4 protein-coding genes are annotated in these 14634 nt (G+C 73.4%); all 4 read left to right on the top strand.

Annotated features, from left to right (window positions below; genetic code table 11):
- Positions 1–260 precede the first annotated feature (260 nt).
- Positions 261–680: an HAD-IA family hydrolase gene (locus ACWF41_RS10765; protein WP_380315365.1), complete on the top strand. Its 420-nt coding sequence runs from the start codon at positions 261–263 to the stop codon at positions 678–680.
- Between the two features lie 197 nt (positions 681–877).
- Positions 878–2107, top strand: a complete 1230-nt coding sequence (locus ACWF41_RS10760; RefSeq protein WP_380315368.1) for a hypothetical protein — start codon at positions 878–880, stop codon at positions 2105–2107.
- A 166-nt stretch (positions 2108–2273) separates the two neighbouring features.
- The gene (locus ACWF41_RS10755; RefSeq protein WP_380315371.1) at positions 2274–8264 is read left to right on the top strand and encodes an Ig-like domain-containing protein; all 5991 of its coding nucleotides are present in this window, start codon (positions 2274–2276) and stop codon (positions 8262–8264) included.
- Positions 8265–8443: 179 nt separating this feature from the next.
- Entirely contained in the window at positions 8444–14479 is a 6036-nt protein-coding gene (locus ACWF41_RS10750; protein ID WP_380315374.1) for an Ig-like domain-containing protein, read from the top strand.
- Positions 14480–14634: the final 155 nt, after the last annotated feature.

Here is a 14634-nt window from a genome sequence, read left to right as displayed (position 1 = left end):
GGCTCCGGCGCAACGGTGATATCCATGGCGGGTGAAGTCCGCCGCAGACGCCCACGACCTGCCCTTCGACGCCGTCCTGTGCGACATCGACGGGGTGATCCGTTTCTACGACACCGACGCGGTGACACGGCTGGAGGAGCGGGCCGGTCTGCCGGCGGGCACCACGGCGGCCATCGGGTTCGCGCCGGAGAACGACCTGCACCTGTTGCTGGGGGCGGATCACCAGGCAGCAGTGGGCCGACTCGATCGTCCGGGGCCTCGTGCCCGACGTTCCGCGAGCCGAGGCGCAGATGCTGGCCGAGGCGTTCACCGAGGCCGAGTCCTGGGCGGACGGCGCCGTCGTGGGCCTGCTTCGCCGGGTCCGGTCCCGCATCCCTCTGGTGCTCGTGAGCAATGCGACGACATGGCTCGACGACGACCTGGAGCTTCTCGGGCTGGCCGACCTCGCGGACGACGTCGTCAACAGCTCGCTCGTCGGCGTCGCCGAGCCGGACCGTCGCATCTACGAGATCGCCGCCGCACGGGCCGGTGTCCCCACCGACCGTTGCCCCTTCGTGGACGACCGCGAGGAGAACACCGCAGCAGCAGCCGAGCTCGGCATGACGACGGTGCTGTACCGCTCCGCCGCCGCGTTGGAGGAGGCGCTCGCCCCCGTCCTCACGCCGTCGCTCCTGACGTGAGGCGGGTCCTGGCGGCAGGGGGCGCGCCGGGTGGACACGCAGGTGGACACGCAGGGCGCACGTCACCGCCCCGATGGCACGATGACGCCGATGAGGCTTCGGGGCAGGGGCCGCGTGCCGGCACGGACGGGCGCCGGTATGCGCACCGACCTCACCCGCGGATCCGCCACCCGGCGCAGGGACGACGGAGGGGAACGATGGCAGTCGTGACGAGGAGGGCCTCGACGGTCCTCGTGCCCGCGTCCCCGGCCCGGCGGCTCGGGGCCGCGGGCGTGGGTCTGCTCGTGGTGGCGACGGCCCTGACCGGCTGCACGACGGACCCGGACGCGGGCCCGGTGCCCTGCGGCGACGGGGCGGGGAGGCCGCCGGCGGCCGCGGCGTCGTCGGACGTCGAGCAGGAGGGCGTCACCCGGGAGGTGCCGTTCGGCGGCTCGTCGGTCCGGCTCACCGTCGACCCGGTCGAGGTGCGGGACGGCCTGGCGACGCTCACGGTCGGCTACGAGCCCCTGGAGGGCGAGCTGCCCCCGCTCGGCGACGTCCTCGCGGGCGCGGAGCCGGACGGTGCGACGGGGGCGGCGGGCCTGCGCCTGGTGGACCTCGACGCGCTGGAGGTGCTCCCCGTCCTCGTCGGGCCGGACGGCACGCGGCGCGCGAGCGGGCTGGAGGACCTCGGCCTCGGGAGCGAGCAGCACAGGACGACGTCGGTGCACGCCGCCCCGCAGGGGGAGACGGTCGACGTCCTGGTGCCGCTGCTGGGGTACGTCCCCGACGTCCCCGTGGTCCGGACGAGCGACGGGTGCGGCAACCCGCCGGCGTCGCCCGGCGAGGCGGCCGGGGCGTCCCGGTATCCGCTCCAGGCGTACCGGCAGCCCCTCGACGGCGCGGCAGGGGACGGCGGCGCGCTCCCGAAGCCGACGGGCGCGGTCGTCGCCGCCGGGGAGACGCCGGCGGTCCGGACCCCGGGCGAGGACGGCGCCACGGACCGCCTGGCGGTGCGCTCGGTCGAGCGGCGGGGCGGCGCGCTCCTCGGCACCTTCGAGCTGGGCCTGGTGTCCGGCGACGGCGGCACCGCCGGTGCGTTCGGCACGCCCGACGCGCGCGGCGCGCGGGAGCGCGGCTTCGACGCGGCCGCGGCGTCCGAGGCCCCGCTCCGGGCCGCCCTGCTCGACGGGTCCGGCTCCACCTACCCGTTCGAGTACGAGGTCCCTGCGGACGCCGGGGACACCGCGGACGCCGGGGACACCGCGGACGCGCAGGAGACCCCACGACGGCTGCTGGCCGACGAGCGGGTCGGCCGGGCGGGGTCCGCGCCCGGCGAGACGGCGCTGGTCGTGGTGGTCTGGCCCGACACCGGGGCCGACCGGGTCACCGTCGACCTCCCCGGCGTCGCGCGGTTCGTCGACGTCCCGGTGACGGACGCGGGCTGACGCGCCGGGCGGGTATCAGGTGCGGGGCGCGACGCTCCCTGTGGACAGACGGGACAAACCCCTGTCGCCCGTGGGTGGGCCCTGCCTATCCTGAGCCGGCGATCGCACGGGGGCGTCTCCGCCTCGTGTCGGGTATCTGCCCAGGTCATCGTCATCCGGGGGAATCTTGAGCTTGCTGACGCGGCTGCGCGCCGACCGTCGTGCGTCCATCTCCACCGCTGTCGTCGTCGCCGTCGCGGGCGGCGTCGTGACGGCCGCCGTGCTGTACGACGGCCAGGCGACGGCGGACGTCGACCTCGACGACGCGGGCGTCTGGGTGACCAACCAGGCCTCGGGTCTGGTGGGCCGGTTCAACACCGAGGCCAAGTCGCTGGACGGCACGATGCTGGCGGGCAGCTCGGCGTTCGACGTGGACCAGCAGGCGGGCCAGGTGCTCGTCGCGGACGACGGCAGCAGCGCCGCGAACGTCGTCGACGTCGCGCGGCTGAAGTTCCACGCGACGGCGCAGCTGCCGCCGGGCGCGGAGGTCTCCCTCGGCGGCGGCCGGGTGTCCGTGGTGGACGACGAGTCGGGCTCCCTGTGGGTGACGTCGCTCGAGGGCCTGGCCGCCCTGGACACCGAGGAGGCGGACCCGACGGCGGAGCTCGACGGCGCGGCGACGTCCGTGGTCTCGGAGTCGGGCGTCACGTACGCCGTGGTGCCGGGTCGCGACGTGCTGTGGACGGTGGCGCCGGGCGAGGAGCCGACGACCACAGAGCTCGGGATGCTGTCCGAGGGCGACGACGTCCTGCTCACCACGGTCGGCGACGACCTGGTGCTCCTCGACCGGACCTCGGGTGAGCTGCGCCTGCCCGGCGGTGCCGTGGTGGACGTGGCCGACGCGCAGGGCGCGCGGCTGCAGCTGCCGGGCCCGCCGTCGTCCGCCGTCGCGTACGCGACCTCCGCGGAGCTGGCGCTGCAGCCGCTGGGCGGCGGCGCGGCCACGTCCCGCAAGGCGTCGGGCACGCCGGCGTCGCCGGTGCAGCTCGGCGGCTGCCTGTACGGCGCCTGGTCGGGCTCCGGTCAGATCGTGCGCGACTGCGCGGGCACGGACCGCGATGTCGACCGGGTGCTCGAGGGCATCGACCGGACCACGGAGCTCGAGTACCGGGTGAACCGGAACAACGTGGTGCTCAACGACCTCACGGCGGGCACGCTGTGGATGGCGCTCGAGGACTACCGGAAGGTGGACGACTGGGACGTCAAGCTGCCCGAGCAGGCGGAGGGCTCCGACGAGGACGCGGAGGACGCGAAGCCGGAGCTGGTCGACAACACGGTGGTGGACCGGGAGAAGGAGGACCCGCCGGTCGCGAAGGACGACGACTTCGGGCTCCGGCCGGGGCGCACCACCGTGCTCGACGTCCTGTCGAACGACCTCGACCCGGACGGCGACGTCATCACCGCGTCGCTCGTGGGCGACCAGCCGGGCGGGCTGCGCGTGGAGCGGGTCATGGGCGGCCAGGCGCTGCAGGCGGTGGTGCCGGCCGAGGTCTCGGGCTCGGTGACGTTCACCTACGAGGCCGACGACGGCCGCGGCGGCACCGACCAGGCCACGGTGCGCCTGCGGGTGGTGCCCGACGACGAGAACGCGGCGCCCGAGCAGGAGGGCAGCCCGGTGCTGCGGGTGCAGCAGGGCAGGACGGCGACCATCAAGGTGCTGCCGTACTTCCGCGACCCGGACGGCGACGACGTGTACCTCGCCACCGCCCACTCGACCGTCCAGGGCGACGAGGTGCGCGCCTACCCCGACGGCACGGTGGAGTTCCGCGACGGCGGCACGTCCACGGGGCGCAAGAAGGTGAAGCTCACGGTCGGCGACGGCCGCGGCGAGGTCGTCGAGGGCACGCTGGACGTCGACGTGCTCGGCGAGGGCAACGAGCCCCCCGTGGCCGTGGGCGACCACGTTGTCGCGACCGCCGGCCAGCCGGTGACGATCGAGCCGCTGAAGAACGACACGGACCCGAACGGCGACGAGCTGACCCTGTCGCGCGTCAGCCCGGCCGCGCCGGCGGAGATCACCCCCAACCACGACGCCGGCACCTTCACGTTCCTCGCTCAGGAGCCGAAGTCCTACGACGTGCTCTATCAGGCGAGCGACGGCCCGTCGTCGACCACCGGGGTGGTGCGCGTGGACGTGCAGGACCCCAAGGAGGCGAGCGGCGCCCCGATCGTCGTGAGCGACGCGGCGATGCTGCCGGCGGGCGGGTCCGCCCTCGTGGACGTCCTGGCGAACGACACCGATCCGACGGGCGGCGTCCTGGTGGTGCAGTCGGTGCGGGTGCCGGACGACGCCGGCGTGAGCGTCGCGGTCCTGTCCCACCAGATGCTGCGGATCACCGAGACGCGGCGCATCTCCGAGCCGGTCGTCCTGGAGTACACGGCGTCGAACGGCAACGACACCTCGACCGGGCAGGTGCGGGTGCTGCCCGTGCCGCCGCCGGACCGGCTCCAGCCGCCGAACGCGGCGCCCGACGAGGTCACCGTGCGCGTGGGCGACTACGTGAACATCGACGTGCTGGACAACGACTCGCACCCCGACGGCCTGGAGCTGACGCTCGGCGAGGAGCTGGAGCAGTCGGTGGACCATGAGCAGGGCGACCTGTTCGTGTCCGAGGACCGGCTGCGGTTCCGCGCCGGGCCGGAGGCGGGCACCGCCTACGCCATCTACACGGTCCGGGACCCGAACGGGCAGGAGGACTCCGCCCAGGTCACCATCCACATCCGCGGGGGCAAGGACAACGCCGCGCCCGTGCCGCACGACGTCGACGCCCGCACGCTCGCGGGCGGGACGGTGCGGATCCCCGTCCCGCTGGACGGCATCGATCCTGACGGCGACTCGGTGCAGCTCACGGGCCTGGCGACCGGGCCCGCGCAGGGCCGCGCCGAGGTGGTCGACGGCTACGTCGACTACGAGGCGAGCGAGGACGCCCGCGGCCTGGACTCCTTCCGCTACACCGTCCAGGACGCGCGCGGCGAGGTGGCGACGGGCGTGATCCGGGTCGGCGTCGCGCAGCCGCCCGCGACGAACCAGCCGCCCGTCGCCGAGGACGACGAGATCACCGTGCGCCCGGACCGGCGCGTGGCGATCCCGGCGCTGGAGAACGACTCCGACCCCGACGGCGACCAGGTGGGCCTGGTCCCCGGCTCGCTCGAGGGCGGCGACGACGTCCGGGCCGAGGTGTCCGAGGACCGGATCGTCGTGCAGACGCCGGGCGAGGAGGGCACCACCACGTTCTTCTACGCGATCGAGGACACCTACGCCGCGCGCGGCTCCGCCGCGGTGAGCGTGACCGTCGCGAAGGACGCGCCGCTGCAGCGCCCGGTCGCGCGCGACGACTCCGTGCCGGTGGCGGACCTGCTCGGCAAGACGACGGTGACCGTCCCGGTGCTGGACAACGACGAGGACCCGGACGGCTCCACGGACGACCTCGAGCTCGAGACCGACTCGCCCACCGCCCAGGTGACTCCCGACGGCGAGGTGCAGGTGGAGCTCGCCGAGCAGCGCCAGGTGATCACCTACTCCGTCACGGACGTGGACGGGCAGAGCGCCAAGGCGTTCGTCGTCGTCCCGGGCCTCACGTCGGTGCAGCCCATCCTCAAGCCGGGTCAGGCGCCGCTCGAGGTGCTCGCGGGCGAGTCGCTGGACGTCGACGTCGCGGACCACGTGCTCGTGGTCGAGGGCCGCAGCCCGCGCCTGACGACCGCCGACGAGGTGACCGGCCTCGAGGGCGAGGCCGAGGTGACCGGCACGACCACGCTGACGTACACGCCGCGCGACGACTTCACCGGGCCGGCCGGCGTGACCTTCGAGGTGACGGACGGCGACGGCCCCGACGACCCGGAGGGGCACACGGCGGTGCTGACGCTGCCGATCACCGTGCTGCCGCCGGACAACCTGCCGCCCGAGCCGGGCTCACCGACCGGCCAGGTCGCGGCCGGGGAGGAGAACGCGGTCGACCTCGGCCGGTTCGCCAAGGACCCGGACGGCGACGACCTGCGGTTCGAGCTCGGCACGCTGCCGCAGGGGCTGCGGGCGACGACGTCGGGGTCGCGGGTCACGCTCGAGGCGTCGCCCGAGACGCCGAAGGGCACCACGCTCACCGTGCCGTTCACGGTGACCGACGACGAGCACCCGCCGGTGGACGGCGAGCTCACCGTCGAGGTGGTCGCCTCCACCCGCCCGCTGGCGCGCGCCGTGGACGACACGGTCGACGACGCCCACCAGGGCCAGGCGGTCTCCGTCCCGGTGCTGGCCAACGACTCCAACCCGTTCGCCGACCGTGGGCCGCTCGAGCTCGTCGGCGACGCCGTCCTCGAGACCGGGCAGGGCGGCACGACCGTGGACGGCGACCGGGTGGTCGTCACCCCGCAGGCCGACTTCGTGGGCACGATGGTGGTGCGCTACACGGTGCAGGACGCGACGAAGGACCCCGACCGGCAGGTCGAGGGTCGCATCACGGTGAACGTCGTCGGCGCGCCCGACGCCCCCGCGACCCCGGTCGTGGAGGAGGTGCGCTCGGAGACGGTCGTGCTGTCGTGGACCCCGCCGGGCAACAACGGCTCCGAGATCACCGGCTACACCGTGACCTCCAGCCGTGGCGACACGTTCGACTGCGCCACGACCACGTGCACGCTGGGCGGCCTGACCAACGACGTCACCTACACCTTCACGGTGGTCGCGACGAACGACGTCGGCCCGTCGAAGAAGTCGCCGCCGTCCGCGGAGGCGCGCCCGGACGAGAAGCCGGACCCGCCGGCCGCGCCGCAGCTCGACTTCGGGGACGGCTCGCTGACGGTCGCGTGGGACAACGCCACGTACACCGACAGGTCGCCGATCTCGTCGGTGACCCTGGAGATCTCCCCGGCGCCCGCGAACGGCCAGGCGCAGAAGGTGGGCGTCACGGGCGAGCGCATCGTGTGGGACCACCTGACCAACGGCACGGCGTACAAGGTGCGGATCCAGGCCGTGAACTCCGCGCCCGACCCGTCGGACTGGGGCGCGTGGTCGGCCACGATGGTCCCGGCGGGCCCGCCGGACGCCCCCGCCGCGCCGTCGGCCTCGCGCGTGGACGACGCGCTCGGCGGCCAGGTGAAGGTCACCTGGGGCGCGCCGGCCGACAACGGCGACGCGGTCAAGAAGTACTACCTCGACGTCTTCAAGAACGGCTCGAAGGTGGAGACGCGCACCGTCTCCGGCACGTCGCAGAGCCTCGAGGGGCTCGACAAGAAGGCGAGCTACACCTTCGCGGTGACGGCCGAGAACAAGGCGGGCAAGGGCGGCACGAGCAAGCCGTCGAACGCCGTGACGCCGTACGGCAGGCCCGGGGTGCCGGGCGCGGCGAGCGCGAAGGTCGGCACGGGGATGAGCGGCCAGGCCGACGTCTCGTGGGGCGCCGCGAACGACAACGGCAACGCGGTCACGTACACGGTCGAGACGAACAAGGGCGGCAGCCGGACGACCACCGGAACGTCGCTGCGGTACTCCGGGCTGTCGAACGGCACCTCTTACGCGTTCCACGTGAAGGCGTGCAACGCCGCGGGCTGCTCGGCCTGGACGGCGTGGTCGAACGCCGTCACGCCGTTCGGCCCCGTGCCCGCGCCGACCGTGACCGCCACGGGCCAGAGCAACGCCGTGAAATTCGCCTGGGGCACGACCACGAACGGGCGGCCCATCACCGTGAGCGTCACGGGGGCGTTCACCTCCTCGGCCGCGTCCGGCACGAAGACGGTCACGGCGGACCCGGGCCAGAACAAGCGGATCTGCGTCACGGCCAAGGACTCGGCGGGACAGTCGAACCAGACCTGCAAGGACGCCTCCGCCCTCCAGGCCGACGCCTGGGTGACCCGTGGGCCGAGCGCGAAGGGACAGCCTGGCTGCGACGACGCGTCGTGCGCGTACTTCGTGGTGAACACGAAGAACTTCAAGCCCGGCAGCCACCACGTGAACTGCTACGGCGACGACCGGGACGGCTGGAGCGACATCACCACCTCCGGCGCGGGCTACGACGTGACCCTGCCGGAGTCGGGGACCAAGCAGCTCCTGTGCTACTTCGGCTACCCCGGCAAGCAGGTCGCGGTGAAGATCGACGGCAAGGAGTACCGACGCACCACCTGGTGACGGGCCCGCCGGGCGTCCGCGCCCCCGGGCATGGGGACCTCTCCCCATGTCCGGGGGCCGGAATCCTTGCCTCGGGCGGGTGAAATTTCGCTATCCTGTCGGCGCGATCACACCGGGCCGGCGTCGGCCCGTGCGGGGGAAGCGGCCCGCGTCGTCGTCCAACCAGGGGAGTCTCCAGCGTGTTCACGCGTCTGCGCACCAACCGTCGCGCGTCCGTCTCGACGGCGGTGGTGCTGGCGGTGTCCGCGGGCATGCTGACCGCAGCGGTCCTCTACGAGGGGCAGGCGACGGCGGACGTCGACCTGGACGACTCCGGGGTCTGGGTGACCAACCAGGCGTCGGGCCTGGTGGGCCGGTTCAACACCGAGGCGAAGGCGCTGGACGGCACGATGCTGGCGGGCAGCTCGGCGTTCGACGTGGACCAGCAGGCCGGCCAGGTGCTCGTCGGCGACCAGGGCACCCACGCGGGGAGCGTCGTGGACGTCGCTCGTCTGAAGTTCAGCTCGACCACGAAGCTGCCGGGTGCCGCGCAGACCTCCATGGGCGGCGGCCGGGTCGCCGTCGTCGACGGCGAGTCGGGATCCCTGTGGGTCACGTCGGTGGAGCGGTTCGCCGGTCTCGACACGCAGAAGGCGACCCCGACGGCGAAGCTCGACGGCTCGGCGACCGTCGTGGTGTCCGAGGGCGGGACCACGTACGCCGCCGTGCCGGCGCGGGACGTGCTGTGGACGGTGGCGCCGGGCGAGGACCCGAAGACCACCGAGCTCGGGATGCTGTCGGAGGGCGACGACGTCCAGCTGACCACGGTCGGCGACGACCTCGTGCTGCTCGACCGGACCACCGGGGAGCTGCGGCTCCCGGGAGGCGACGTCGTCGACGTCGCGGGCGCCCAGGACGCCCGGCTGCAGCAGCCCGGGCAGTCCACGGACTCGGTGGCGTACGCGACCGCGGACGCGCTGGTGCTGCAGCCGCTCGGGGGCGGCGCGGCCACGTCGCGGCAGGCGTCGGGCACCCCCGCCGCGCCCGTGCAGCTGGGTGGTTGCCTCTACGGGGCCTGGTCGGGCTCGGGCCAGATCGTGCGTGACTGCGAGGGCACGGACCGGGACCTCGACCAGGTGCTCGAGGGTATCGACCAGTCCACCGAGCTCGAGTACCGCGTGAACCGCGGCAACGTGGTGCTCAACGACCTCACGGCGGGCACGCTGTGGATGGCGCTCGACGAGTACGAGAAGGTCGACGACTGGGACATCAAGCTTCCCGAGCAGGCGGAGGGGTCCGACGAGGACGCCGAGGACGCCAAGCCCGAGCTGGTCGACACCACCGTCCTGGACCGCAAGAAGGAGGACCCGCCGGTCGCGAAGGACGACGACTTCGGCGTCCGCCCGGGCCGCGCGACGGTGCTGGACGTGCTGTCCAACGACCTCGACCCGGACGGCGACGTGATGACCGCCTCGCTCGTCGGCGACCAGCCCGACGGCGTGCGCATCGAGCGTGTGATGGGCGGCCAGGCGCTGCAGGCGGTGGTGCCCGAGGACGCGTCCGGCACCACGACGTTCACCTACGAGGTCGCGGACGGCCGCGGCGGCACGGACCAGGCGTCGGTGAAGCTGCGGGTCGTTCCCGACGACGAGAACTCCGCGCCCGAGCAGACCGGGCCGCCGGTGCTGCGGGTGCAGCAGAGCAAGTCGGCGTCGATCAAGGTGCTGCCCTACTTCCGCGACCCGGACGGGGACGACGTCATCCTGCTCACCGCGGCCTCGACGGTGCAGGGCGACGAGGTGCGCGCCTACCCGGACGGCACGGTGGAGTTCCGTGACGGCGGCACGTCGACCGGGCGAAAGAAGGTCAAGCTGACCGTCGGTGACGGCCGCGGCGAGGTCGTCGAGGGCGAGCTCAACGTCGACGTCCTCGGCGACGGCAACCAGCCGCCGGTCGCGGTCGGGGACCACGTGGTGGTCACGGCCGGGCAGCCGGTGACGGTGGAGCCGCTGAAGAACGACACGGACCCGAACGGCGACGAGCTGCGGTTGGCGCGGGTGGCCGACGCCGCGCCGGCCGAGATCACGCCGAACTACGACGCGGGCACGTTCACCTTCCTGGCGCAGGAGCCGAAGTCGTACGACGTGCTCTACCAGGTCAGCGACGGCCCCGAGGCCACGACGGGGGTCGTGCGCGTCGACGTGCGGGACCCGGACGCGGCGCAGGGGGCGCCGGTGGTGGTCGCGGACACCGCGCTGCTGCCGTCGGGCGGCTCGACCCTCGTGGACGCGCTCGCCAACGACACCGACCCGGCGGGCGGGGTGCTCGTGGTGCAGTCGGTGGACGTGCCGGACGACGCGGGGGTGAGTGTCGCGGTGCTGGGGCACCAGATGCTGCGGATCACGGAGACCCGACGCATCTCCGAGGCGGTCACGCTCCGGTACACCGTGTCGAACGGCACCGAGACCTCGACGGGGCAGGTGCGCGTGCTGCCGGTGCCGCCGCCGGACCGGCTGCAGCCGCCGAACGCCGCGCCCGACGAGGTCACGGTCCGGGCCGGCGACTACGTGAACATCGACGTGCTGGCCAACGACTCGCACCCCGACGGCCTGGAGCTGACGCTGGCCGACGAGCTGGAGCAGTCGGTGGACCCGGCGCAGGGCGAGCTGTTCGTCTCCGAGGACCGGCTGCGCTTCCGCGCGGCGTCGAAGCCCGGCACGGCCTACGCCATCTACAAGGTGCGCGACCCGAACGGGCAGGAGGACTCTGCCCAGGTCACGATCCACATCCGCGGCGGCAAGGACAACGCCGCACCGCTGCCCCGCGACGTGGACGCGCGGGCGCTCTCCGGGGGGAAGGTCCGCATCCCGGTGCCGCTGGACGGCATCGATCCGGACGGTGACTCCGTGCAGCTCACGGGCCTCGCGACGGGGCCCGCGCAGGGCCGCGCCGAGGTGGTCGACGGGTACATCGACTACGCGGCGAGCGAGGATGCCCGCGGCCTGGACACGTTCCGCTACACGGTCCAGGACGCGCGGGGCGAGGTCGCCACCGGCGTCATCCGCGTCGGCATCGCCGAGCCGCCGGCCACGAACCAGCCGCCCGTGGCCCAGGACGACGAGGTCACCGTGCGCCCGGACCGGCGCGTGGCGATCCCGGCGCTGGAGAACGACTCCGACCCCGACGGCGACCAGATCGGCCTCGTGCCGGGCGCGCTGGAGGGCGGCAAGGACCTCGAGGCCAAGGTGTCCGAGGACCGGATCGTCGTGCAGACGCCGAGCGCGGACGGCACCACCACGTTCTTCTACGCGATCGAGGACACGTACGCGGCACGGGCCTCCGCGTCGGTCAGCGTGCAGGTCGCGAAGGACGCGCCCCTCCTCGCCCCGATCGCGCGGGACGACTCGGTGCCCGTGGCCGACATCCTCGGCCGGACCTCGGTGACGGTGCCGGTGCTCGACAACGACGAGGACCCGGACGGCGCGGCCGACGACCTCGAGGTCACGACGGACGCCGCGGGGGTGACCGTGACGCCCGAGGGAGAGCTGGACGTCACCCTCACCGAGCAGCGCCAGGTGATCACGTACACCGTCACCGACATGGACGGGCTCACGTCGAAGGCCTTCGCCGTCGTGCCGGGGCTCGCCGCGGCCGAGCCGATCCTCAAGCCGGGCCAGGCCCCGCTGGAGGTGCTCGCGGGCGAGTCGCTGAAGATCGACATCGCCGACCACGTCCTCGTGGTCGAGGGGCGCAAGCCCCGCCTGACGACGGAGGACGAAGTCACCGCGCTGGAGGGCGGCGTCGAGGTGACCGGCAAGACCACCATGACCTACACCCCCCGGGACGACTACACGGGCCCGGCCGGCGTGACCTTCGAGGTCACCGACGGCGACGGCCCGGACGACCCCGACGGCCACTCGGCCGTGCTGACCCTCCCGATCACGGTGCTGCCCCCCGAGAACCTGCCGCCGGAGCCGGGCTCGCCGTCCGGCCAGGTCGCGGCGGGGGAGGAGAGCGTGGTCGACCTCGGCCGGTTCGCGAAGGACCCGGACGGTGACGACCTGCGCTTCCAGCTCGGCGCGCTGCCCGGCGGCCTCGGCGCCACCCTCAAGGGCGGTCGCGTGACGCTCGAGGCAGAGCCCGAGACCCCGAAGGGCACCACGCTCACCGTGCCGTTCACGGTGACCGACGACGAGCACCCGCCCGTGGACGGCACGCTGACGGTCGAGGTCGTGGCCTCCACGCGCCCGCTGGCGCGGGCGGTCGACGACGTCGTCCAGGACGCGCACCAGGGCAAGCCGGTCTCGGTGCCCGTGCTGGCCAACGACTCGAACCCGTTCGCGGAGCGCGGGCCGCTGGAGCTCGTCGGGCAGCCGGTCGTCGAGACCGGCCGCGGCGACGCGACGTCCGACGGCGGCAAGGTCGTCGTCACGCCGAAGGCCGACTTCGTCGGGACCCTCGTGGTGCGGTACACGGTGCAGGACGCCACCCAGGACCCGGACCGCCAGGTCGAGGGCCGAGTGACGGTGAACGTCATCGGCGTGCCCGAGGCGCCGTCGAAGCCGGTGGTCGAGGAGGTGCGCTCCGAGACGGTCGTGCTGTCGTGGACCCCGCCGACGAACAACGGCTCCGAGATCTCGGGGTACACGGTGACCTCGAGCCAGGGCGACACGTTCGACTGCGCCACGACGACCTGCACCCTGACGCCGCTGACCAACAACGTCACGTACACGTTCACGGTGGTCGCGAACAACGAGGTCGGGGCGTCGGAGGCCTCCCCGGCGTCCGAGGACGCCCGCCCGGACCAGAAGCCGGACCCGCCCGCCGCGCCCCAGCTGGAGTTCGGCGACGGTTCGCTCACCGTGACGTGGGAGAACGCCTCGTACACCGACCGGTCGCCGATCACGTCGGTGAACCTGGAGATCTCGCCGGCCCCGGCGAACGGCGAGACGCAGAAGGTGGGCGTCACCGGCCAGCGCATCGTGTGGGAGGGCCTGACGAACGGCACCGCCTACAAGGTGCGGATCCAGGCCGTGAACGACGCGCCGGACCCGTCCGACTGGGGCTCCTGGTCGGCGTCCGAGATCCCGGCGGGCAAGCCCGACGCGCCCGCGGCGCCCACGGCCTCGCGGGTCAGCTCGGACATCGCCCCGGACGGCGGGCAGGTGGACGTGTCCTGGACCGCGCCGAACGACAACGGCGACGCCGTCAAGAGCTACACCGTGGACGTGCTGAAGGGCGGCTCGAAGGTCGACACCCGCACGGTCACCGGCGCCACGTCGACGACGTTCGAGGGCCTCGACACCAAGGGCTCGTACACGTTCACCGTCACGGCCGAGAACAAGGCGGGCGTCGGCGCGACGAGCGCCGCGTCGAACGCCGTCACGCCCTTCGGCAAGCCGAAGGCGCCGGGTACCCCCAAGGCGAGCGTGAGCACGGGCATGAGCGGCAAGGCGAAGGTGTCGTGGGGCGCCGCCGACGACAACGGCGCGGCGGTCACGTACACCGTCGCGACGGACCAGGGGGGCAGCGCCAAGACCACGGGGACGTCGCTGACGTACTCCGGGCTGAAGAACGGCACCGACTACCGGTTCCGCGTGCAGGCCTGCAACGCGGGAGGGTGCTCCGCGTGGACGGCGTACTCGAACACCGTGACGCCCTTCGGGCCCGTCCCGACGCCGTCGGTGTCCGCGTCCGGCGGCAAGCAGAAGGTGTCGTTCAACTGGTCGACCAGCACGAACGGCCGGTCCATCTCGGTGAAGGTCAGCGGCGCCTTCTCGAGCACGGCGAAGAGCGGGAGCAAGACCGTGACCGTCGGGGACTCCGTGACCAAGCAGATCTGCGTGGTCGCGACCGACACGGAGGGGCAGTCCGCCAAGGAGTGTGCGTCCGCCACGTCGGACGCGGCGCCGAAGCCCACGCTGACCCTGCAGCGCGGCTCCAGCGCCGACGGCGAGCGGGAGTACGGGTCGTGCGACGGTTCGGCCTGCGCCTACCTGCGGATCACGATCAAGAACGCCAAGCCGAACACGCAGTTCACCTACGGGTGCATCGCCGACGGGCGGCAGTTCAACACGGCTGGGACGAACTGGAAGAAGGCGCCCACCGAGCCGACGCGCACCGACGGCAACGGCAACGCCGGGCCCCGTGACCTCTGGTGCTACTACGGGGGCGGCGGCGACAGCGTGAAGGTCACGACCAGCCTCGGGCTGACCAGCAACACCGTCATCTGGTGATGCGCGGCCGGTGACCGCATCGTGCGGTATGCCCCGAACGCCTCGGGCATGGGCACCTCTCCCCATGCCCGAGGGCCGGGACGGGTGCTTCGGGCGGGTGATTTCTCGCTATCCTGTGCGGGCGCTGGGTGTGTCCGACGGTGGTCGTCGGACGG

The organism is Isoptericola sp. NPDC055063 (assembly GCF_053608125.1).
The sequence above is the reverse complement of the archived record's forward strand: the minus strand, read 5'-3'. Positions and strand labels throughout refer to the sequence as shown.